At 61.8% G+C, this 22,648-nt stretch carries 22 protein-coding genes; 11 read left to right on the plus strand and 11 right to left on the minus strand.

From position 1 onward, the window contains the following. Positions 1 to 33: 33 nt before the first annotated feature. The 5 genes from VJZ71_15885 to VJZ71_15905 all read right to left on the minus strand — a co-directional run bounded on the left by VJZ71_15885 (position 34) and on the right by VJZ71_15905 (position 3,431). Positions 34 to 483, minus strand: a complete 450-nt coding sequence (locus VJZ71_15885) for a TadE/TadG family type IV pilus assembly protein (protein ID HKQ49553.1) — start codon at positions 481 to 483, stop codon at positions 34 to 36. After that, on the minus strand, positions 465 to 1,025 hold the full coding sequence (locus VJZ71_15890; protein HKQ49554.1) for an A24 family peptidase: 561 nt from the start codon (positions 1,023 to 1,025) through the stop codon (positions 465 to 467). The genes VJZ71_15885 and VJZ71_15890 overlap by 19 nt, the downstream gene beginning before the upstream one ends. A 71-nt stretch (positions 1,026 to 1,096) precedes the next feature. Then, positions 1,097 to 1,270 (minus strand): Flp family type IVb pilin, encoded by a 174-nt coding sequence (locus tag VJZ71_15895; GenBank protein HKQ49555.1) that lies wholly within the window; start codon positions 1,268 to 1,270, stop codon positions 1,097 to 1,099. A gap of 143 nt (positions 1,271 to 1,413) precedes the next feature. Continuing rightward, positions 1,414 to 1,587: a Flp family type IVb pilin gene (locus VJZ71_15900; protein ID HKQ49556.1), complete on the minus strand. Its 174-nt coding sequence runs from the start codon at positions 1,585 to 1,587 to the stop codon at positions 1,414 to 1,416. Between the two features lie 689 nt (positions 1,588 to 2,276). Beyond that, positions 2,277 to 3,431 carry a hypothetical protein gene (locus VJZ71_15905; protein ID HKQ49557.1) on the minus strand — a complete coding sequence of 385 codons (1,155 nt, stop codon included), beginning with the start codon at positions 3,429 to 3,431 and terminating at the stop codon, positions 2,277 to 2,279. Between the two features lie 132 nt (positions 3,432 to 3,563). Here VJZ71_15905 and VJZ71_15910 point away from each other — a divergent pair, with 132 nt between their 5' ends. The 4 genes from VJZ71_15910 to VJZ71_15925 all read left to right on the plus strand — a co-directional run bounded on the left by VJZ71_15910 (position 3,564) and on the right by VJZ71_15925 (position 7,987). Next, positions 3,564 to 4,229: an XRE family transcriptional regulator gene (locus tag VJZ71_15910; GenBank protein HKQ49558.1), complete on the plus strand. Its 666-nt coding sequence runs from the start codon at positions 3,564 to 3,566 to the stop codon at positions 4,227 to 4,229. A gap of 107 nt (positions 4,230 to 4,336) precedes the next feature. After that, positions 4,337 to 5,857, plus strand: coding sequence for an ATP-binding cassette domain-containing protein (locus VJZ71_15915; protein ID HKQ49559.1), 1,521 nt, complete (start codon positions 4,337 to 4,339; stop codon positions 5,855 to 5,857). Positions 5,858 to 6,089: 232 nt separating this feature from the next. Further along, on the plus strand, positions 6,090 to 6,617 hold the full coding sequence (locus VJZ71_15920; protein HKQ49560.1) for a hypothetical protein: 528 nt from the start codon (positions 6,090 to 6,092) through the stop codon (positions 6,615 to 6,617). Between the two features lie 593 nt (positions 6,618 to 7,210). Next, positions 7,211 to 7,987, plus strand: a complete 777-nt coding sequence (locus tag VJZ71_15925; protein ID HKQ49561.1) for a hypothetical protein — start codon at positions 7,211 to 7,213, stop codon at positions 7,985 to 7,987. 74 nt (positions 7,988 to 8,061) lie between these two features. Here the strand turns inward: VJZ71_15925 and VJZ71_15930 are convergent, their stop codons facing one another. Beyond that, entirely contained in the window at positions 8,062 to 8,790 is a 729-nt protein-coding gene (locus VJZ71_15930) for a PEP-CTERM sorting domain-containing protein (GenBank protein ID HKQ49562.1), read from the minus strand. A gap of 307 nt (positions 8,791 to 9,097) precedes the next feature. Then, positions 9,098 to 9,739 (minus strand): redox-sensing transcriptional repressor Rex, encoded by a 642-nt coding sequence (locus VJZ71_15935; GenBank protein ID HKQ49563.1) that lies wholly within the window; start codon positions 9,737 to 9,739, stop codon positions 9,098 to 9,100. A gap of 252 nt (positions 9,740 to 9,991) precedes the next feature. Between VJZ71_15935 and VJZ71_15940 the strand changes: the two genes are divergently transcribed. The 4 genes from VJZ71_15940 to VJZ71_15955 all read left to right on the plus strand — a co-directional run bounded on the left by VJZ71_15940 (position 9,992) and on the right by VJZ71_15955 (position 15,717). Next, positions 9,992 to 11,071, plus strand: coding sequence for a hypothetical protein (locus VJZ71_15940; protein HKQ49564.1), 1,080 nt, complete (start codon positions 9,992 to 9,994; stop codon positions 11,069 to 11,071). Between the two features lie 195 nt (positions 11,072 to 11,266). After that, on the plus strand, positions 11,267 to 13,057 hold the full coding sequence (locus VJZ71_15945) for a hypothetical protein (GenBank protein ID HKQ49565.1): 1,791 nt from the start codon (positions 11,267 to 11,269) through the stop codon (positions 13,055 to 13,057). 110 nt (positions 13,058 to 13,167) lie between these two features. Next, positions 13,168 to 15,006, plus strand: a complete 1,839-nt coding sequence (locus VJZ71_15950; GenBank protein ID HKQ49566.1) for a hypothetical protein — start codon at positions 13,168 to 13,170, stop codon at positions 15,004 to 15,006. A gap of 144 nt (positions 15,007 to 15,150) precedes the next feature. Next, on the plus strand, positions 15,151 to 15,717 hold the full coding sequence (locus tag VJZ71_15955; GenBank protein ID HKQ49567.1) for a cob(I)yrinic acid a,c-diamide adenosyltransferase: 567 nt from the start codon (positions 15,151 to 15,153) through the stop codon (positions 15,715 to 15,717). Positions 15,718 to 15,728: 11 nt separating this feature from the next. Here VJZ71_15955 and VJZ71_15960 read toward each other — a convergent pair whose 3' ends face one another. Next, positions 15,729 to 17,714: an APC family permease gene (locus VJZ71_15960; GenBank protein ID HKQ49568.1), complete on the minus strand. Its 1,986-nt coding sequence runs from the start codon at positions 17,712 to 17,714 to the stop codon at positions 15,729 to 15,731. A gap of 129 nt (positions 17,715 to 17,843) precedes the next feature. Here VJZ71_15960 and VJZ71_15965 point away from each other — a divergent pair, with 129 nt between their 5' ends. Genes VJZ71_15965 through VJZ71_15975 form a run of 3 tightly spaced genes read left to right on the plus strand, consistent with a single transcriptional unit; the run spans position 17,844 to position 20,044 of the window. After that, positions 17,844 to 19,544, plus strand: a complete 1,701-nt coding sequence (locus tag VJZ71_15965) for a 2,3-bisphosphoglycerate-independent phosphoglycerate mutase (GenBank protein ID HKQ49569.1) — start codon at positions 17,844 to 17,846, stop codon at positions 19,542 to 19,544. A gap of 31 nt (positions 19,545 to 19,575) precedes the next feature. Continuing rightward, positions 19,576 to 19,818, plus strand: coding sequence for a DUF4160 domain-containing protein (locus VJZ71_15970; GenBank protein ID HKQ49570.1), 243 nt, complete (start codon positions 19,576 to 19,578; stop codon positions 19,816 to 19,818). After that, complete coding sequence (locus VJZ71_15975; protein ID HKQ49571.1) at positions 19,775 to 20,044, plus strand: DUF2442 domain-containing protein; 270 nt, start codon at positions 19,775 to 19,777, stop codon at positions 20,042 to 20,044. The genes VJZ71_15970 and VJZ71_15975 overlap by 44 nt, the downstream gene beginning before the upstream one ends. A gap of 29 nt (positions 20,045 to 20,073) precedes the next feature. Here VJZ71_15975 and VJZ71_15980 read toward each other — a convergent pair whose 3' ends face one another. The 3 genes from VJZ71_15980 to VJZ71_15990 form a co-directional block, all read right to left on the minus strand. Continuing rightward, positions 20,074 to 20,511: a hypothetical protein gene (locus VJZ71_15980; GenBank protein ID HKQ49572.1), complete on the minus strand. Its 438-nt coding sequence runs from the start codon at positions 20,509 to 20,511 to the stop codon at positions 20,074 to 20,076. A 483-nt stretch (positions 20,512 to 20,994) separates the two neighbouring features. Beyond that, entirely contained in the window at positions 20,995 to 22,335 is a 1,341-nt protein-coding gene (locus VJZ71_15985; protein HKQ49573.1) for a dihydroorotase, read from the minus strand. Further along, a complete protein-coding gene (locus VJZ71_15990; protein HKQ49574.1) occupies positions 22,332 to 22,634 on the minus strand; it encodes a type II toxin-antitoxin system RelE/ParE family toxin in 303 nt (100 codons plus the stop codon). Before VJZ71_15990 ends, VJZ71_15985 begins: the two co-directional genes overlap by 4 nt. Between the last annotated feature and the right edge of the window lie 14 nt (positions 22,635 to 22,648).

Below are 22,648 nucleotides of genomic sequence, written 5' to 3' on the forward strand. Positions count from 1 at the left end.
CCCGCCGGCCGCGCCGGCGCGGGTTCATACTTTCTACGGCGAATCGTCTTCCACGGTGTAGTCCAAACCTTCGCGGCGCATCGTCGTCCGACCGACAATCTGAAATGTGCCGCCGCCCAGCATGTTTCCGGTGAAGCTCACCCGATTCAGCGGAATGGCGACCTGCACCCAGATCTCCAGGTCCGTCGGACCGAGCGTGCTGATATTGCTCGTCATCGTATAGCCGCCGAGATTCGCGGCTTCCATCGCCGTGTCCACGGCGTTCGTCACGTCCGTCAGCGTCGCGCCCGGCAATGCCCCGGCCCGGGCCCCTTCGCGCGATGCCAGCGTGACCGATTGCTTCACCATGAAGGCGTACCCGACTTCCATCATGCCGAACATCGACAAAAGCATTAACGGCGCAATCACGGCAGTCTCCACCACCGCGGCGCCCCGCCGACCCAAAAGACAAATGTTTTTTTGCTTCATAATATTTCCCACCATCCGAAGTACCGATTCGCCGCGACGAACCACGTCCCCAGGCACAGGGGGATCGCGTAGGGAATCATTCCCGTTGATCGGCCCAGGCTTTGCGCCGAGCCGAACTCGCCGAGCGCGGTCTTCCAAGTCCTCATTTTCAGCATCAATACGCCGACATTGGCCGACATCTGGTTCCATGCCCGTTGTCGCGCCACCAGCGCTAACGCCAACACACCGCCCAGAAGCCCGCCGACGACAATCGCCGCCAGCGTTAATTGCGGCCCCAGCCACGCGCCCAACGCCGCCATCAGCTTCACATCGCCGGCGCCCATCCCGCGGATGAGCCACAGCCCGATGAGCACGCCGAAGCCCACCAGCATGCCTTCCAGGCCCTCGATCGCCCCCGATCGGCCGTTCCAGGTCGCCTGCACGCCCAGTCCGGCGCCAGCCACCAGCACGCTCAGCCAATTCGGCACGCGATGAAAGCGGTAGTCGTTCCATCCGGCATACACCGTCGCCGGAACGAGCACCGCCGCCATCACCTCGGGATATCCCGCTTGCCACATCAACGTACTCAACCTCAAAACAAACCGGCCTCGAATCTCGCCCATCCGTCGCGCCGCGGACCGCCCGCGCGCTACGGCAGCGAAGTCTCCACGTCGACATACGTCGACGACACTTTCGTGCCCAGCGCGGCAATCGCGCTCATGCACACAATGATGATCAGGGCGAGCATGACGGCGTATTCGACCGCCGTGGCGCCGCCTTCCTCCGCCCAGAACGATCGAACATATTGGAATAACGTATTCATGATGACCAATCCGCCTTGCCTGCGCCGCCCGACTTTCACAAGACAGCACGCCGACGGGCGGAGGACGAGTCCTCCGCCCGTCGTCGCGTGCAATCACACTTGCCGGCGACGGGAGCGAGCCCCCGCCGCGCTGCCCGCCGCGATTACGGCATGGCGGTCTCAATGTCCACAAACGTCGAGGAGACCTTCGTGCCCAGCGCGCTAATCGCGCCCAGGGAGATCACGATGATCAGGGCGAGCATGACGGCATACTCGGTCGCCGTCGCGCCTTCCTCTTCTCGAATAAACGACTTCACTCGGTTAATCAAAGCCTTCATGACTTCTCCTCTCCTTGCAGGGAACGGACGCATGTCCCCGGGGTTTGAGGGCCGAGCGTCGACATCCTGCCGGCGTTCGCGCCCCTGCTTCGTATCCCTCCAACACGGAGGGATCCACCTCCGACAGCGTCCGTTCTGTCGCGACTCCTGCTCGAATCTCGATGCGGACTTCCCGGCGCGGTACCCCGCACCGAACCGATCGAGACCCGATGTATTCCATTGCGAAGGATTCGCTTGTCGCGGCGCTCCACAGGCGCCCAAGCGCGTGATGTGCGGCGACGGCGCTTCATGCATCGCACCCGTCGCCACCCCCCACAACCAACCAGGCCGGACGGCCATCAGCCCACCGGTCTGTCCCCGCCGATCGTCCGTCACGGACATCGCGGGAGCCTTCGCCTGATCGTCGTTGGGACCATCGGCGACGGCCATCTTGAACATAAGAAATGGCGCCGCTGGAGGCAAATCGCACGAGAAACAATTTTGAATGCTGCGCATCGTCGGACCTTCCGCACGGCGATGCGGGGGGGACTTACCGGTAATCCATATCGGTAAGGGACCGCGCGGGGTCTTCCCAAAACGGACGTGAAGTTATGGGAAATAACCGCGCCGACCCGATGAGCGGCCATTATCAACACTAGGAACGGCTCTCGCCCCGTGATGTCGTTTGGGCGGCGGGAATTGCAATCGTGTTACCGGCCGCCCCAGCGCGGCTCCAGGTCCCAGCGCGGGTCCTCCTCGGCCGTGTCAGCAAGCAATCCCTGCGGATCAAACGTCTCCTGCCACCATGCGGCGAAGGAGGCCAGCGCCTGTTCCCGCTCCGACGGTTCGGCCCCGCGCGGCAGTCGGATCGACTGGTCCAAATGGGGGGGACGGCGACCGAGGGTGACATCCATGTCAAACCCCTTCCCACCGCGCAACAAGTGCATCCCCGGCTTGGGCGGCGCGGCGTTCGTCCGCGGATCGGCGGCCGGATCCGGCGCCGCTTCCGGCAGCTTGCCCCGGCACCACTTTCCGAAATGCTCAATCGTTGCTTCCAATGGAAGAGGTTTGTCATTGAGCGCGAGGATCAAGTCCCCCTTGGCAATGTGCGGCTGATCTTCCTTCTTGAGCTTCCAGTCTAGCGTCGTGTCATCCTCCACCAGCAGCCCCGCGGCTTCGTACGGAACGCGCGGATCATCGTCGTGGCGAACTACGCGCACACGCGCCTTGGGAAAGGCGGCGGGCGTAAATCCCGCGATGACCGACGAATCCAGTCGCACCCCCTGCCCGCCGCGAATCACGTTCAACACGCACACCGTCCCGGGCCGCTGCGAAGCGATCCACTGCGTAAACTCGATCGCCGGATAGTCCTTCGTGCCGGTTCGGCCGTTCAGCGCCATGATCAAATCGCCGCGCAGCAGGCCCGCTCGATCCGCGCCGGTGCCATGAAACACGTCCCGAAGAAGCAGCCCGGACGCCCACGGCGGTACGCGCAGGTCTCCGGAATCCGGCGTATTCACGCCGCCGTGCGAAATTCCCAGAAACGCCCTCGGCGGGCCCAGGTGCTCGGCCAGGTAGATCTCCCGTGCGACCTGCCGGATCCGCTTGCGAACCTCGTAGCTCTTCGTCTCGCGGAACTCCGACCGCAGGCCGCGATAAGCCGACGTGCCCGCGTCCATCAGCGCGTTGCACGCCGCCTCTCGAACCGACCAGCGCGGGCTGCTCAAATCACGGATCAATCGCTCGATCGCCTCCGGTGGCGGCGGTGAAGCGGGCGGGCTGGGCGGCGGAAGCTCCTGACCGTTGGACAACGCGCAAAAACTGCCGATCACTAAAGCGGTGAAGAGTTGCCGGCGGGTCGACACTGAAATGCTCCCAAGTACTGTTATCAATGTAGTACGCTTCGGGGCCCGCGCCCATTGCAGGGTCCGTCATCCCGACCGCGAGGCCGGCGTATTATTGGTAGCCAATAGCCTCCCAATAGTTATCATAGCGCCATGGCGAACAAGCGTACCTCCCCGCGAACATCGACGCGACCGGACCCGCTCGGTCTGCGCCTTCGCGAGATTCGCCGCCGGCAGGGCATGACGCAGACCGAACTCGCCGCGCGGGCCAACGTCAACCAGGGTTACCTTTCGTCGATTGAAAAAGGCGATCACCGCCCGCGGCCCACCATGCTCCGCGCCATCGCCGTCGCGCTCGGCGTCCCCGAGGCCGTCCTGCTCGGCGAAGGCGAGGGTCACGACGCGCCGCAGCGCCTGGATACCCGCGAATTACCGCTGTTCGGCAGCATCCCCAACGGCCCGCCCTCCGGCTCGCAGGAACAACTCGAGATGTTTCCGGTGCTGCGCCACCTGTGGCACTCCGATCGCTACTGCCTCCGCTGCGAGTTCGATTCGATGGAGCCGACCCTCAAGCGCGGCGACATCATCCTCGTCGACTACCGCCCCGGCGTGGAGCCCGAGTTCGTGCAAGGCAAGATCTGTGCCTGCCTCGTGGACGGTCGCCCGACCCTTAAGCGCGTCAGCGTCGAGGGCACCGGCGACAAGCGGCTGATCATCCTCCGCGGCGACAACCCCAACGTCCCGCCCATGATTATTGACAATTCACACGAGTTTTCCATCCAGGGCATCGCCGTATCTCTCGTCAGCAGAGAGTTTTAGGCCGAGCCAGTTCCGATAACCAATTGAAATATTGAATAATATTGATTTATCCACCGCCTCGTGCTATGTTTGTTAGGTAAAAGTTTGGTGTTAAGGAGGGCCCTTTCATGTCCACCGCCATCGGTCGCTCGATTATGCTCCGCGTCATTCGTGAGCCCGGATACGTCCCCGTCACGCCGCGCGTCCGCGACATCTGCACCACCTTCGGTATCACTCATCGCGCCGAGCCGCGCATCATCGCCGACGGTCTGCGGCTCGATCTTGCACCGGGCACAATTACATTCCTGACCGGTCCATCGGGCAGCGGGAAGACTTCGCTTCTCGCCGCCATCGCTGAACAGTCGCCGGGCGCGGTCCATGTCGGCGGCGCACGATTTCCCGCCGATCGCTCGATTGTCGATGGCATCGCCCCGCAGCGCCCGCTTTCAACGGCCCTCGAAATCCTCACCGCCTGCGGTCTGGGCGAGCCGCGACTGTGGGTACGCCGCTTTGCCGACTTGTCCGACGGCGAGAAGTTCCGCGCCGCCCTGGCCCGCACCCTCGGCAGCTCGCCGGAGGGCCGCGCGCCCGCCATCATCCTCTGCGACGAATTCGCCGAATCCCTCCACCGCCGCGCCGCCCGGGCGATCGCCTACAACCTCCGCAAGCTTGTCACGCGCCACCGCCTGATCCTCGTCGCCGCGTCCTCCCACGGCGATCTCATCGACGATCTGCAGCCGAATCAGATCCTCAGGCTGAATGGAGAACAGCCGCCCTCGGCTGTTCTTCGTCCGGAACACTGCCGCCAAGCCGTCTCCCTCCGCCGCCGCGCGACGATCGAGCCCGGCCGTCTCAGCGAGTATCAGCTATTCTCGGGCATGCACTATCGTCAGCGCGACAATCTCGGCTTCGTGGACAAGGTCTTCCTGCTCCGCGAGCGCCCGCGCGGCGAGCCGCTCGGCATCGTCGTCTTCGCCCACGCCCCCGTCGAGCTGGCCCTGCGCAACCACGCGACCGGCGGCCGGTTCGTCCGCAATATCCGCCGGCTCAACCGCGAGCTGCGCATCCTCCGCCGCCTCGTCATGCACCCCGACGTCCGCGGCTGCGGACTGGGCCACTGGTTCGTCCGCCGAACGCTGCCGCAAGTCGGCGTCCGTTTCGTCGAATGCCTCGCGGTCATGGGGGCCGTCAACCCCGTCTTCGAACGCGCCGGCATGACGCGGATCGGCCGCTGCCCGGTTCCGCGCGGTCGCCTGGCCCTGCTTGAACGGATGCGCCAGCTCAAGCTCGATCCGTTCAACCCGGATTTCGCCAGCCGCATCGCGCGGTATCCGCGAGTCCGCCGACTGGTGCAGGAGACGATTCACGATTATGTCGAAACGACGCAAGGCGGCTCGAAATTCCGAGCTGTGGGCCGCCGACCCGACGAACTCGTCCGCGCCTTCCAACAACTCCTCGGCGACCCGCCGGTCTATTACCTCTGGGATCGTGAAGGCGAGTTTCCAAAGTACGCGCCCATTTCCACCTGCCGCCCGCGCGGAAGTTCGCCCTGTGACAACGAGCCGACGCGCACCGAACGCGAGGCGTCTGGCGGGTCCGATCGCCACCGGCCCGATGGCGGCGACTCCTGCCGGAGTAGCTCCCCATAAGGCGGACATCCCATCCTGTATCAGGGACAAATCATCGTATGTGAACTCCGGCCGGATCGAGACAAGTATCGTCTTGGCCATCCACATCCGCACGCACGACAGAGCCTTTATGGGACCGAAAGATGTCGTCCGGCGTGAAACTCAGCAACAAAATCAATGCCATGATTCGGCCGATATCCCTGGCAAGGAATGCCCGGCGGCGATTTCCGTTTTCCAACGGCGAGGATCGGTCATGCAAATCGGCTCGAGTCTCTTCGATATTCTGTCGCGTCTTCAACCATCTACTGTGAATACGAGCCTTTCTCGACTTACCGCCCCGTCGCAGGGCGAGCCGATCATCTTGGCCGACTCGCTCCTTCAACTCCTTGCCGACGAGACGACGACCGATGAGACCGCGGCAATCGAGACGCCCGAGACGGTCGGCGACATCATCGCTGAACCCGTCGATCCCGATGTGTCGACCGACGTGCCGGCCACGGACACGGACGAGCCCACGACGACGGACGATGTATTGCCGCCGTCCCCGGCGCCCGATTCAGACGAAGAGGAAGCGCGAGGCGTCGTGCGGCTCCTACAGAGTGGCCACTTCAAGGGCGTGGCCGACCTGCGACTGCGGCTCAATCATTTCGACGAACTGTCGCATGAGTCGCTTCCCGCCGTCGAACCGGCCAAGGGCAACGGAAAAGCGTACAACAAATTCCTGGCGGAATACGACGCGAAGTTCGCCCCCGCGACACCGGAAGTGGACGAAGTGGCCTGACGCCGATCCACCCCTCCCCTCCACCTCCACACCTACACGCCATTGGCCTGTGCCTGAAAAGGCGAACGATTCATGACGCTGCCGATACGACGCCGAGCGGCGCCACATGCGTCGGGCGAATGGGATCTACCGGCCGGACACAGTGAACAAATCCAGGCTTTGAAATACAATCCTCTGACAAGGAGGGCCTTCTTGTCGGATCGAATCTCACAAACGGTCTTTGGCATGCCCAGACAAATCTGGGAACGGCACCATCGTTGGTTCTACGCTGGCGCTATCGTGATTGCCTTTTTTTGGTGCCTGTTGATGTATTACCTGCCCTCCGTCCGGCCGTGGGGAGGCATTGCTGCTCTGGTTCTCAACAGCCTCGTCTTATTGCGATGGGTGAATGGAAGGCGGCTGATCCGGAAACTGCGTGATGCAAACTACGAAGTCTGCATCGTATGAGGTTATTCCTTGAAAGGGCTTCCGAGAATACATCATTGCCCGGAGTGTGGACTCGCCTTCGACAAGGACCAATTGGAGCGGCGGTGGAATTATGCAATATCATTCGGCCGCGAGCCTTTCGAGCTGCGGGCGCGTAAGAAAAAATAATGGCCGAGCGAATTTCACGAACGGTATTCGGCTTCCCCCGTCATGTCTGGGACCGTTTTCACAAACGGTATGTCGTCATTGTCCCTGCGTTCGTGTCGGTGGGGCTACTCGCGCTGTTCCTGCCCGATCCCTGGCGATGGCCCCTTGTTATTACCCTCAATCTCACGGTACCAATTCTGCTCTACGAGCGCTATCGCGCCGCCCGCCGATTGGATCGACAGCTGAGCGCGGAAAAATACGAAATCTGCATCGTTTGCGGTTATTCGCTGCGCGGACTGCCGACCGCATCGGTCTGCCCGGAATGCGGCTACGAGTACAATAAAGAGCAACTGGCGCGACTTTGGAAGACCGCTCTGCTGGGCCCTGCATCGATCGCCCCTCCCGAACATCTTCAGGGCAAGTCCTTCCGATCCCGGCATCTTTTCCCGACCGTCCTGGGGGTTCCCCGGCAGATTTGGAAACACGGCGCCTGGGCGGTCATCATGGCGCTTGGATTTCTGGCCGGCCTCGTCGCGTCACCCAATACCCCCCGTGCCTTTCAGAGTTCTGTGATGGGCTTCGGTCCGTTGCTCATCATCGCCGTCATGGTCGTCTATTTCATCTCCTGCGCCCGCCTTGATCGAAGTCTCAAGGGCCTCAATTACGAAAAATGTATCCTCTGCGGCCATCTACTGACGGACTTGCCAAAACACGGTTCGTGCCCCGATTGCGGATTTGTCTTCGACAAAGCGCTTCTGGCGGAGCAATGGCGGTTTTGGTTGCTGGGAGCTCGTTAATACTGCGTCAAACAAAAAAGCCCCCCACCGCGAGGCAAGGGGCTCGGTTGTGTACGCAATTTGTAAAGCGGGACTTACCGTCGCCGCCGCACCAGGGCCAGTCCGCCGAAGGCGAGCAGGGCGAGCGTGGCCGGTTCCGGGGAGTATTGAAGGCTATCGGGGGCGGTGCCCAGACCAAAGGCGGAGGGCGAGATAATATCCGTTTCGACACAGCCGGAGACGCCACTGAAGACAAACGTCGCCGCTTCCAACACAAGGAGATCATTGTCAAGATTGGCGGTGGAAGCGTCCGCTTTGTAGAGGGAGTAGTCCAGACCATCCACAATATTGCCCATGAAGTTGTTGGGCGTCAGGCCGTTGTTGCCGACGGTCCCCACGCCGAACCCAAGGAAAGGTGACAATGCCGCATTCATGTTCCGGAATTGCCAGGTGTCATCCCCGGCGACAACGGCCTTGAGGTTGGCATTCGCCGTTACCAGCGAATCCGGAGCATCCTGGTCGGTCAACCAGACATCCCCGGTGGCGCTGACATAGGTCAACGCGGGGCGCACGTTGTTGCAAACGACGTCAAAGTAATAACTGGAAAGTAAATCGTTCGGGTTCTGGCTGTGGACCGGCGAATCGTTGATCAGGTTGATGGTCAGGGTGTTGCCGCTGATGGTCAGATGGGACTCAAAGGCAACCGGCACACCCGCGGACGACAACCCCGACCACGTGTGAATCACAGTGGCCTGAGCGGGCGCGGCAACGACGGCCGTTGCCAGACCCAGCATGCACAAGAGCCCGCGTTTGACTGGACCCATTTTCACAATCCTTTCCCTTTGTCGCCTCAAGCACACTCTCCCTTCATCACGAAGGCGTATGCGAAGCAACCGTGCGGGAGCAACTTCCCTAAAAGAGACTGGGCGAACCCCCCAATGGCCCGCTCCTCCTTACTACTCAGACCCATAGTAGCGGAAAACGATCCGAACAATCAAGGCCTTGACGCGAAATCTCCGCCAAGTACATGGACGACCGACGATGGCGACGGTGGGGCGACCCCATAACCCGCCGTCATATTCGTTACAGTCCCCACCGACCGCGCAGACCAGCGCCGACGCCGCTTGCCAGCTATTCCCCGCCCGCGCCAACGAGAAACGAGAGTTGTTCGAGCTGCACCGCCAGGTCCACGGCGCACACGGCCACATTCGCATCGATATCCAGACTGACCGGCGCGAAATTGAGCAACCCGCGGATTCCCGCCGCCACCAGGATGTCCGCGACCCTTTGCGCCGATTCCGCGGGGACGGCCACGATGGCCAGGCGAATTTCCTTCTCACGAACCGCAGCCGCGATGTCGTCGACCGATTGCACGACCAACTCCGGCATCGACGGTACGGGGCGGCCCACCTTTCCCACATCCGAATCAAACACCGCCACCAGTTTGAAGCCTTTTTTGGAGAAACCCCGGTACGCCGACAGGGCCATGCCGAGATTGCCCGCCCCGACCAGGAGTACGTTCCACAAACGATCGGTCCCGAGAATCTTCCGAATGGAGTCGCCCAGCTCCCCCACGTCATAGCCGATGCCCGGCCGTCCGAACTGGCCGAAGTACGCGAGATCCTTGCGGATCTGGGTCGCGGTGAAACGCAGCGCCTCGCCGAGTTGTTTGGACGAGACGCGCTCGTGTCCGGCGTTCTTCAGCTTGTCGAGTTCGCGAAGATAAAGACTCAGCCGGCGGACGGCAGGCGCTGGAATGCTGTGGGGCTTCATTACGATTCCCGACTGGACCGGCCGCGGAGGATGGCGACCGATAGGGTGATAATATCTGGACCCCCTCGCCGTCTCAAGCCGCGCAGCCCGCCGGGGGGCGCGCAACACTCGATAAATCAACGTTTTTCACTCCATCGCCTCTTGACACTCTTGGCTGCCTGCGGATACGGTTGAGTGGCGGGTAAGGGGTCGGCGCCTTGCCGATCCATGGCCGGTCTGGGCGCCGGTTGAGCCCGCCACGCTCGCCTGAGGATGTCGAGCCAAAGCGTTTACGAGTGGGGGCCACAGGTCATTGCCGCGATGAGTCGCCGACGATCGCTCCCTTGGTTCTTTGCGCTCGCTCCGGTCCTGGCCGGCGCGCCGGTGTTCGCACAGGACGTGCTCGAGCCCATCTTGAAGAGCGGGACGATTTCCGGCCGTCAACGGGCGACGATGGAGGCGGAACTTTCGCAGCGCATCAAGCGGTTCGCGGAGGCCGGGGCCAACGAGTCGCGCCGCGTCGAAGCCCGCGATCGCCTTATCCGACCCGCACAGGCCAAGGGTGCTTCGAAGGCGGGGCTCGATGCGTATGCCGAGATCTGCGCCGACGAACTTCGGCCGGTCGTCACCAATCCGTTGTTCGACCTGGCCCAGGACGCATTGCACATCCTCTCCGCCCTGGACAATGCCAATACCGCGCCCGCCTACGCGGCCGCGCTCGAGTCGTCGAACGCCGCCATCCGCCTCATCGCCGCGCGCGGCATTCAATCGCTTCATAAAAAACTCGCCGATCGTCAGTCGGCGTGCGAGGATGTCCTCGCAGCGTTGGGGCGGGCCGGCGCCGCCGAGCGAAACGAACACGTCCTCCGCGTCATCTATCAAGCCGTGAACTTCCCCGCCGCGGTTCCCAAGTTCAAATACGCCGACGCCGCGGCGGCCGCGCTGAATACGATTTTTGCCAGCCGGCTTCAGCAACTGGCCGGCGGGAGCCGCGACGAAAGACGCGATGTTCTGGGCTGGGCCGCCGCAACCGACTGCTACGGCGGCGCGGGAGTCGACCAAAAGGCCCTGCTCATGCGCAACATGGCCGGATTCCTGCAAACGATCGTCGATCGGTTTTTTGACCCCGATACCGGCGAAGAGGCCTATCCAGCCCTGGCGGCCGCCGCGGACCAGATTGAGAAGGTTATCTATGAGCTAATGAAGGCCTCCAAAGTCCCCCCTCCGACCCAGCGGGTAGCCGCCCGACTAAAGGGCCGCATCTCCGATCGAAACAAGGCGCGTTCCGAGGTACAGGCCGACCTCAAGGCCCTGATGGCCATCCTCCAAAAAGACCCCTGGAACCTGTCCTAAACTACGGGTTATCGGGAGTCGTCCCCTTTGCAAGGCCGTGAGGATTCCCCCGTCCCCTCGTTTTCCTACCGTGGGCTGCTCCCCTCGCATCGGCATGGCCGTTGCCTATCGGCCCCCGGGCCCCTAGATTCACGGCCAATTTCGGCCCTGACTCGACCGAAAACTTGGCCTCGCAATGGGATGGCGCACGATACGATGACGAACTGCTCTCGGCGCAAAAGATGGAACTTCTCTCCCGCCCTACGAACGCTTGCCGCACTCGCCGGCGCCGGCCTCGGCGGCAATCTCCGGGCGGCTGATCCCCTGCTCTACGTCCCGGCCGATGTCGCCGGCGTGATCGTCTTCCGCGACCTCGATGCGGCCGCCCGCAAGATCAATCCCTTCCTCAAGCAGATCAACCCGGACCATGCCGGTCTCGATGTCCCTGAAGTCGGCCTGGGGCTGAATCTGCCCTGCGGCCAATGGGATACGTCGGCGCCGGTCGTCGTGGTCTTCGCGCGACCGGAGTTCAGCCGTGAGTCGATGATCGTCGCGTTTCGACCCGCCAAGGGCTCGACGCTTCTCGAACCCGTCCGGCCCGGCTCCAAGCGCGTTCGCAAATGCGAAGGGCCGGAGGGTGAAACGTTCATGGCCCTCCGCGGCGGCACGGCCTTCGTGGGCCGATCGCTCAAATGCGTCCGTATGATCCCGCAGGGCCCGCAGGAAAAATCCATTCTCAGCGTCCTGACCGACGACGAGAAGGCCATGCTGGCGCGAAGCGACGCCTTCGTTCGCGTGGACCTGAATCGCTGGCGGGACAAGCTCACTCCGTTCGTGGTGCTCGGTCTGGGGTTGATGAAGCTCAGCGTCGCGGCCCAGACGCAGGACGGCCAGGACGCGGCCGCCGTGGTAGAGTGGCTGGCCGGCGGCGCCCGATCGTTCATCGATCAGATGGAATCCGCGAGCTTCTCGTTTTCCTTTGATCGCGAGACGATTCGCCTCGACCATCATCATCAATTCGCGCCCGGCCGCTCGGTCGCGCAGTACCTTTCCCAGGTGCAGCGCGGCGAGGACGACGTTTTGGCCATGATTCCCAATCGTCCGTTCCTGATGTTCGCCGCCTCCAACTGGCGCAGTGCCAAGGGCCGGTGTCTGACGGCATCGCTGAGCAAGCGCATTCTGGAAATGGAATCCGTCGCCAAAAAAATTCCGGCAGAGACGCGCCGGCGGCTGATCACGCAGATGGACGAGTGCTATGGCCAGGTCCGCGGCTCCGCCTTCATGGTCGCCGCACAGCCGGGCCGCCCGCTGCCGTTGGAGCTGATGGGTGGATACGCCGTGGAGGACTCCGCCTCGGCGCTGAAGCAGCTTTGCTTCCTGCACGAGAATTCCAACGAGGCGATGTCCGCAATCCTGCCCGGCGCTCATTGCTCCGGAAAGTTCAAGCCGCGACACGATCGCGGCGTTGACCTCATGGAACTCAACTTCGAGCCCGGGCAGACCCCCAGGGAAATAAGGGTGGAATTGTGCAAGGTGTACGGCCCGAAGGTGCGCTATCAGCAGGCCGCGGCCGGTCCCCATCGAGTCCTCTACACCTTCGCCGAACCGCCGACCAACGTCATCGATCGCGTCAAGAACCTGGCCGAAGATCGAGTGGACAAGGATCCCGCAGTCCAGCGCATCCTCAGCCGACTTCCAGCCAAACCGCATCTCGCTATCGTCTTTGATCTCGAAAATACACTGGCTGCCGTGCCCTATCTGGCATCAGAGCATTGCGAAGCGAAGAGTGGCGAGACGCCGACTCCGGCCGCTGCATCCATCGCTCCTTCGCAGGGCTTGATCGGCTGGGCCGCCATCGTCCGGCCATCCTCAATCTGCGGTCAACTGGCCATGGACGCACAGGACGCCGTCAAGACCTTCAAGCTGGCCCGGGAAATGCCCCAGGCATTGACCAAGATGTCGGGGACCAAGATCAAAGAAAAGACCATCATCCATACTGATCCCTAGTCGTCCGTGGCGACTTGACCAAAATCGTCCGTTAATGGATGATCTCCCGTCTCCAGCCGTTATCGTGTTTTTCATTGAACACCGTTTTTGAGCCAATAAGGAGCCGACCTATGTTTTTCCGGAAATTCGCTGTGTACAGCCTGCTTGCGGCCATGACCGTCGCCGCGGCGCCCCTGGCATCCGCCCGCGCCGGGGGGCCGAAGGACATTCTCGAGATCATCCCGCAGGACGCCTGGGGCTTCGCCATGGCCCGCTCGCTCGACACGGTCGATGCGAAGGCCAAGCTGCTCAAGGAAGCACTGACGCTTCCTATGATTCCTGACAAGGTTTCGCCGATGGCCCTGGCGATGTTTGAGCTGGGCGATGCGGTCGATACCTCCAGCCCGATCTGCGCGGTCATGCTGGACGCCCAGAAATTCGGCGGCGAACCCTCCAGTCCTCAGAATGCCGCGGTGCTTCTGGTGCCGGCGCGCGAGCCCAAGGCCCTACTCGAAAAGCTGAAAGCGGAAGAAGCATTGGACGGAGTCTCCAAGTGCACCGTCAAGGGCGAACCCGCTTACGCCGCCGTGCGCAACAAGATCGTCATCCTCGGCCCCGGCAAGGACAGCGTCACGCACCTGGCCAAGACCAAGAAGACCCTCGGCGACGACTTTGCCAAGGCCCGCGCCGCGGTCATCGACGACAGCGACATCTATCTCAGCATCTCCGTGCAATTGGTCGTGAACGCCTACAAGGACATGTTCATGCCCATGGCCCAGATGATGATGGCCGCACAGGATCCCGAGGGGAAGACGGTCAAGCAGCTCGTCAAACTCTTCAGCGAGATCGCCGCGTTTGATATCTCCATCGGCGTCGACCCCAAAGGCTTTTCCCTCAGAATGCTGGTCTGCCCGGTGAAGGACAGCGACCTGCAGAAACTGGCGGCCGACGAGAAAAACACGACGGACGCGCTGTTGGCGATGTTACCCAAAGAGAAGTTCCTCTTTTCCTTTGGGGGTCTGGCGACCCAGAGCGAACACAAGGACAAATTCTCCGATCCCAAAGGCATCTCGAACGCGATCAAGATGATGAGCCCCCCCGGCATCGATGTGGCCGCGATCGAGAGCATTGAAAAGGACCTGATCGAACTCCAGAAGTCCATTCGCCAATACGCCCTCAGTATCTCCGCCCTGCCTGAGGGCTCGGACGGCCTCTTCGGCGCCGCAATCGTCGCGGAAGTCGGGGACTCGAAGGCCTTTGTCGAGGGCGTTCGCGGGTTGTACACGAAAGTCTGGAAGGCCTCGGAGGATGAGGACTTCGTCGCCCTGAAGAAGAGCATCGTCCACGCGGCCGACGGCGAAACGATCGACGGCAAGAAGGTCGACACGATCACCATCAATGTCGCCGAACTGGCCGAGCGCGGCGAGGCCAGCAAGGACGACGTGGACAAGGCCCAGAAAATCATTGGGAAGGAGTGCGTCGTGCGCTTCGGGGCAGTCGACGACAAGCACATCGCGATCGTCTATGGCGGCGGCGAGAAACGCTACGGGACGGTCTGCGGTGCCGTGAAGTCCGAGGGCGATTCTCTCGCGGGCGACAAGGGCATCGTCGATCTGTCCGGCCAGCTCCCATCACCGCGAAGCGGCGAGTGCTTTATCGCCGTCGATAGCATCCTCCAGACGTTTAAGGCCGGCGCGAAGCTGGTCGGCGAGGAGGAGGAGTTTCCCATCGATGCCCCGACCCTCAACGCCCCCGTCGCGATGGCCACCTCCGTACAGGACAAGAGCGTCACCCGCTTCGATTTCGTCGTGCCGATGAAGCTGGTCGTGGCCGCCAAGGAGGCGATGGAGAAATACTCAGCCTCGGCGAAGGACGAGGACTTCGATGAAGAGGGCGATGACGCCGCGGCCGGCGAGGAAGAGGGCGGCGAAGAAAAGCCCGCCGCCGAGCCGGAAGGCGACGAAGAATAAGCACCGGAGGCCTGTGCCCCGGCTTGCTTTTCCTAAACTGACCCGAAAAGGGCCGCCGTCAGATTGACGCGCGGCCCTTTTTCTTGTGCCATGATTGACCATGATCGGAACGTTCGGCCGGGCGGACTTCAAGGTGGCCTTTCCGTGAAACTCTACACTAAGACCGGCGATGACGGCGGGACAGGGCTTTTCGACGGTTCGCGCGTCCGCAAGGATGATCTTCGCGTCGAGGCCTACGGCACCATCGACGAACTCAACGCCTGGATCGGCCTGACAATCTGCGCCATCGGTCAGGCGGCCGAGCGCGAAAAATTCGACGACTTGCACATGCGCCTGACGCAGGTTCAGGCCGAGCTGTTCACCCTGGGCGCCGAGCTGGCCACGCCGGCCGCCGCCGCGCAGGCGAAAAAGATCCCGCACGTCGCACCGGAGCAATCGCATCGATTGGAGCAATGGATCGACGAAGCCGCGGCCGCCGCCTCGCCCCTGAAGACCTTCGTCCTGCCCGGTGGCTCGCCCCTCGCCGCCCACCTGCACCTCTGCCGCACCGTCAGCCGCCGCGCGGAGCGCCGCGTTGTCACGCTCGCCGGTCAAACCCCCATCAACCCGGAAATCATCATTTACCTCAACCGCCTCAGCGACCTCTTTTTCGCCTGGGCGCGGATGGCGAACCACTTCGTGGGCGTCGCCGATGTGCCCTGGAATCCGTGACCGACGGACTACTACACGCGAATCGGCAAAATCACGAACGGAATCCCCTGCGGGTAGAGCTGCCGTTGAATCGCGAAGACGACGTAGTTGTGCAGCCAGCGGGTGACGAACGACTCGCGGGCGAAGACGAGTTGCCCGGCGAAGAAGACCGCTCCGGGAAATTCCGCGACGATCTTCGGGGCCAGGGCGCTGATTTCGTCAATCACCTCCGTGCCGATCGAGCAGATGCCCTTGCCAAAATATCCCTGCTTGCCGACGAAGCGCACATAGCGTTCGAGATCCGACTCGAGTTTGCGCTGAAGGTGTTCGATCTCCGCGGCGCCCTTGAAATTGCCGGCGTCCACCACGCCAACCTGAACGAACACGAAGTTCTGGAAGTGCTTCCCAAACAGCCGGACGACGTTGAGCAGCGTGTGGAGTCCCAGACCGTTGAACCCGTTCACCAGGATCACCGCCGTCTTACCGTCCGGATTAAACGGGGGAATCGAGACGGGGGCCTCGTCGGCCTTGGCCACGGCCGTTGCCATCAGGTCGTCCAGGCGGCCCAGCAGCCGCAGGGTCTGCCGGTAGTGGCGGTGGATCAGCAGGGCGACGACGATCAGCGTCGCCGTGATTAGGATGGTCACCCAGCCGCCTTCATGAAACTTGAGCACCACGACGGCGACGAGGATGAGCGCGGTCAGGAGGAACGAACTGCCGTTGATTAACAGCTTGGGAATCCAGTTGGGCTCCGTTTTGCGTACCTGTAGCCAGTGCCGAACCATACCGAGCTGCGACAGGACGAACGTGATGAACACATTGATGCTATAAAGCACCACCAGCAGTCGGACCGAGCCACCGGAGAACCAGATGGTCACCAGAGCCGCCCCGCCCATGAGCATGATGCCGTTCTGAGTGACCAGGCGGTCGCTGAGCGTCGCGAACTTCGTGGGAAACCAGCGATCGACGGCCATGTTGGCCAGGACCCGCGGACCGTCCAGAAAGCCGGTCTGGGCGGCAATGACCAGGAGCGTCGCCTCGGAGAGAAGCGTCACAAAGACGAAAACCCACGCCACGCTCGGGTTCCACGTCCTGGTGATCTTCTCCATCAGTACGGCGTTGAGCGTTTTTCCCGGCTCCGACTCCAGCTCATACAGGAGATATCCGAGCATGAGCCCGGTCGCCGTCAGGGCCAAGGAGATCGCCATGTACCGCATGGTCTTCTTGGCTGTTTGGACGCGCGGCTCGCGCAGAATCGTGAGTCCGTTGCTCACCGCCTCAATGCCGGTGAACGTGCCGGCGCCCATGCTGTAGGCGCGCAACATCAATACCAGCATTCCCCAAAGACCCAGTTCCGCGTGGGTACTGCTCAGGTCCTTGACGGTCTTGTTGGCCAACACCGGAAAATCCAGCAAGTGGGTCAAGATCCCATAGAGGATCGCGATGGCGTGGGTGAGCAGGAAGGCGAGGAAGATGGGGACGAGCGGAGCGACGGACTCCTTCACGCCGCGGAGATTCAGGAGAATCATGGCCACCAGGCTGGCGACGATGAACCCGAGCTTGTAGCCGCTCCACTCCATGGGCAGGAACGAAAAAAGTGCGTCGGACCCGGCGGCGATGGAGATCGAGATGGTCAGGACGTAATCGATGAGCAGCGCGCAGCCCGCCACCATGCCCACGGTCGGCGAGACGAGCTTGCTGGCCACGACATATCCGCCGCCGCCGGACGGGAAGAGTTCGATGATCTGCGAGTAGCTGGCACTGATGACGAAGATCGTGATGGCCGATGCCAGGGCGACGAAAATAGCCAGGAACTTGTGTTCGCCGAGGGCGAGGAACGCTTCTTCCGGGCCGTAGCAAGACGACGACATGCCGTCGGAGCCGAGCCCGACCCACGCGAAGAAAGCCGCCAGCGTGAGCTTGTGAAAGACCTCGCGGTCCTGGGGGCTCCGCGCCCCGCCGATCAGAAGCGTCTTAAGACGCTGTAAAAAATTTCCGTCAGGTGAGATATCCGACACAGGGCTCCGCTCTCCAGCTCCCCAGAGCATATCACTCCGGCGGTTGTCTGTCTTTGGTGCGCGCTGCGGTCTATAACGTCAATTCCCGACGCGAGTTCCATCTCGATCGCGGTCCGGCTAGAATCTCGCTTGAAAGGACATCGCCCCTTGCCGCAACTCGCCAAGCGCCCGCTTCTGCTCATCGTCCGCGACGGATGGGGGCACAATCCCTACCCCGAATGGAACCACGCCAACGCCGTGCACCTCGCCCGAACGCCGGTCAATGACCGGCTCTGCGCGACATATCCCTGGGTGCAAATCCACACCAGCGGAGAGGATGTCGGTCTGCCCGACGGCGTCATGGGCAACAGCGAAGTCGGCCACCAGAACATCGGGGCCGGTCGAGTCGTCGACCAGGAACAGATGCGGATCACGCGGTCGATCCGCGATAAGACATTCTTCGATATCCCCGCCCTCCGGGGCGCGTTTGCCCATGCCCGTTCGACGGGGGGATGTGTCCATCTCATCGGCCTGTGCAGCGACGGACGGGTGCATAGCTCTCTCGATCACTTGTACGCATTGATGGAATTGAGTGTGAAGCTGCGCTTCGAGGGCGACCGTGTCTGGATTCACGCCATCACCGACGGCCGCGATACGCCGCCGAACAAGGGGGTTGATTACCTCGAACAGATTGAAGAGCAGTGCAAGCGTTTTGGCATCAACCCGGTTGCCAGCGTGGTCGGGCGCTTTTATGCAATGGACCGCGATAATCGGTGGGACCGTGTGCAGAGTGCCTACGACATGCTGGTTCAAGGTCGATCGACCTGTTGCGAGTACCCGACGTTTAACAACGCCGACTGCGCCATCGCCAGCTACTACGAAAAGCCAAGCTCCGATTCCATGCAGGGTGATGAGTTCATTACGCCATCGATTACCACCGGACCGGGTGAAGAGTTCTCGAGAAGCCGAATCAAGTCGGGAGATGCGGTAATCTTCTTCAATTTTCGAGGTGATCGGCCCCGCGAACTGACGAAGGCTTTTGTATACGACGAGTTTCCATTTGCTCTCAAAAACGCGAGCGATGCTTCCGCCCATTCAACTGAATTCAAAGGTCCACCGGCGCTCAATCCATACTTACACGGCTTCGATCGCGGGCCGAAGATCGAAAATCTCTACTATTGCACGATGTGCGAATACGAGACGGGCCTGCCGGTGAAGCTGGCGTTCGACCGGCCGGAGAAGATGAAGAATATCCTCGGGGCATACGCCGCCGAGCTGGGACTACGCCAATTTCGCTGCGCGGAGACGGAAAAGTACCCGCACGTCACCTTCTTTTTCAACGATTACCGCGACGAGCCGTTTCCGGGCGAGGATCGCCAGATCGTCCCCAGCCCGCGCGACGTCACCACCTACGATCAGAAGCCGGAGATGTCCGCGTACGGTGTGACCGAGGAGATGCTCCGCCGAATCGCGGCGGACCAGCATGACTTGTACATTTTGAATTACGCCAACGGCGACATGGTCGGTCATACGGGCAACCTGCAGGCGGCGATCAAGGCGGTGGAGGTCGTCGACGAATGCGTCGGCCGCGTGGTCGATGCGGTCCTCGCCAAGGGCGGCGCGGCCATCGTGACCGCCGACCACGGCAACTGCGAGCAGATGATCGACCCCGCGACCGGCGGCCCGCACACAGCCCACACGACGTACGACGTGGACCTGATCGTCGTGGACAACAGCCTCACAGGCCGCAAGCTCCGCGAAGGCGGCCGCCTGGCGGATATTGCCCCGACGCTGATAACGATGGGGGCGATCGAACAACCCATTGAAATGAGTGGGAAATCTTTGATTTAGGGCGGGCGAATCGACTAGACTCAAGGAGAGCATGAGCCCAACGGTACTCCGCGATGGACCGTATCGCTTCTATTTCTTCTCTCGCGAGGAGCGACGCCCGCACGTTCATGTGGAGTCGGGATCAGGAGAGGCCAAGTTTTGGTTGGAACCAGCCGTCTCCCTTGCCTTGAACAAGAAGATGAAACCGGTGGAATTGAGAAAGATTCAGCGGATTGTTGAGTTGAACAAAAATGCCCTCCTTGAGAAATGGAAAACGCACTTCCAAGTCCCCTAGCGTAAGCGTGGAGAATATCACGCGCTGGGGTATTTGGCTCTTTGTAATGGGACGAGAGTACTTTCTTGATTACGATCAATTCCCCTGGTTTCGGGATGCTCGTGTCAAGGAAATTCAGAATGTGAGGTTGGTGCGGAAATCCTATCTGCGCTGGCCGCAGCTCGACGTGGATCTCGAACTGGAAAGTCTATCCAATCCGGGAAACTACCCGCTCATTTACAAGTAGAAGTGAGTCTGGGCAACGATGCCTGACGCCTAGTGAATCGGCAGGAGCTGCGGAACATCGAACCGCACCGCGAAGCCCACGTGATCCGAGTTATCGTCGGCCACATGGATCTCCGTGCGCACGACCGTCGCATAGCCGAGCGACTTGGCCCACTGCTCGGAGAGCGGTCGCGGCGTGGTATTGGGCGGGGCGAGGCGCACCTCGTAGCGCTGGCCGACCGCCAGGCCGAAACCGACCGGGGCGATCGCGTGCAGGCCGGCATCGGAGATGTTGTTCGTCCTGCAGCGCAAGATCGATTGCGCGGACAGATCGATCAGCCACACATCGCAGCGGGCCTCCCTCCGGTCGTAATCGCGGTTATCGAGCCGCGCGGTGGAACGCGACGTAATCCCCCAGCGATCGAACAACGGCGGGACGGAAAGATGAGGGGATCCGACGGGGATGGGAGTTGGCGGATGGGCGGGCATTGGTGGGTCTCCATGCTCAGGGCCGACATCACGTCGCCGCTTCGTTACATCAAAGCGACGAACACAGGGCCAAGGCCCCGCGTTGCACGACACCTTTCAGACAGGCCCGGTCACCAGCCGCATGAGAGGCCGGTCTTCACCAGCACCTGTGAGGCTTCCCTTCCCACACTCCCGATTCACCGATCGCATCGCCAATTTGATTTGCGACTCGATCGGTCCTTCCGCCGACTTGACCGCGCCTTGAAAAAGTCGTGAACGACTCTTCAGCCAAGCGATATTGTAACATACCCCCAAAAAGGGTCAATAATAATTCCTGGTACGGATTAGTCCTAACCGGCTATTTCGGGCCGGCGGAGGGCTTCAAGGCCCCTCCCTTGAGGGGGCGTAACTACACCCTGTGTTCGGAGACGCTTTACCCGATCTGTCACAGAATTTGTTAAGAATTCGTGACACCGGGTGCGAATGTGTAACGTCGCACACGACTCACGGAACAGGCACGGTTGCGGAGGTCTCCACCCCATGCTGTGGAATTCCGGCAACGATGGTATGGGTGGCTCGGCCCTTCAGTTGAAGTCCGTCGTAGGGACAGTTACGGCTGTTGGAACGGAATTTCGCCGTTTCGACGATCCAATTGAGGTTCGGGTCGATGATCGTGACGTCCGCATCGGCCCCAACTGCCAGCGTGCCCTTGGGGATTCCCAGTAGTCGAGCGGGGTTTGTACTCATTCGCCGAATCAACTCCGGCCAATCCAGGTGACCGGGGATTACCAACGCCTTAATGAACAGGCCCAGGGCGACTTCCAGCCCGACAATCCCGGAGGGGGCGTTCTGAAAATCCAGCTCCTTCTCTTCTCGTGCATGCGGCGCGTGGTCTGTCACGAGGCAATCGATCGTCCCATCGACGACGCCCGCGATACAGGCCTCGATATCGCGCCGCCCGCGCAGCGGAGGATTCATCTTGTAATTCGTGTCGTATCCCAGGACGTTCTCTTCCGTCAGCAGCAGGTGATGCGGGCACACTTCCGTCGTGACCGCGACGTCTTCGCGCCTGGCCTGCCGAACGCGCTCCACGCTGCCCATCGTGGAAATGTGCGCGACGTGATACCGCGCCCCTGTTTCCCGGGCGAGCAGCAGATCGCGCTGAATCATGGCCTCTTCGGCGATCGCCGGGCTGCCCGGCAACCCCAGGCGCGTGGCCGTCAGCCCCGCGTTCATGCAGCCGCCCGCGGCCAGGCTGGCGTCTTCGCAATGTTGGATAACGGGCTTGTTGAACATCGCCGCGTATTGCAGCGCCCGGAACATGACCGCCGCATCGGCGACGCCGCATCCGTCATCGCTGAACGCGACGGCCCCTGCGCGGACCATCTGGCCCATCTCGGCGAGTTCCTTGCCCGCACGTGCTTTCGTAATCGCTCCGATGGGGTAGACATTACATCGCGCGGCCCGCGCCGCCTGGCGGTACACGAACTCGATCATCGCCTCGGTATCCAGCGCCGGCTCCGTGTTGGGCATGCAGGCGACGGACGTGAACCCCCCCGCGACCGCCGCCGCGCTGCCCGTCGCGATCGTCTCTTCATCCTCATTGCCGGGCTCGCGCAGGTGCACGTGCATGTCGATAAGGCCGGGGCAGACGATCTTGCCAGTGGCGTCGATGATTTGAGGCTTGAGGCTAGAGGCTTGAGGCTTGAGGGGCGAAGGTGCACTCGAATTAGACGGGACGATGGCGGCGATCTTGCCGTAGGCGATTTCGACGTCAGCGATTTGATCCATCCCTTGTGATGGATCGATGACGCGGCCGCCGGCAATTCGCAGTTCCGTGTTCATGTCTTTGCACCAAGGAGCGACTTTAGGTCACGCGCTCCATGCAGAACGCGGACGATTTGCAAAGGGTCGGTCTCGGGGCGATAGATTATCAGGAAAGAGAACACGGACCAGAAGCGAAATGGCTCATCCGTTAAATCATCGCGCAGGTGGCCAAGGTCGGGCATTTCGGCCAGGCGCATCATCGCTTCGTGCAAGGCATCCAAGACCCTCCTCGGAGCCTCCTCGCTCTGTTTTTTCAAATAATCGCGGATTTCGGTTAGATCGGATTCGGCGAGAGGTGTGAGGGCAAAACCCCGCATAGGCCGACGAATCT

The sequence above is a fragment of the Phycisphaerae bacterium genome (assembly GCA_035275405.1).
Classification (GTDB): Bacteria; Planctomycetota; Phycisphaerae; order UBA1845; family UTPLA1; genus DATEMU01.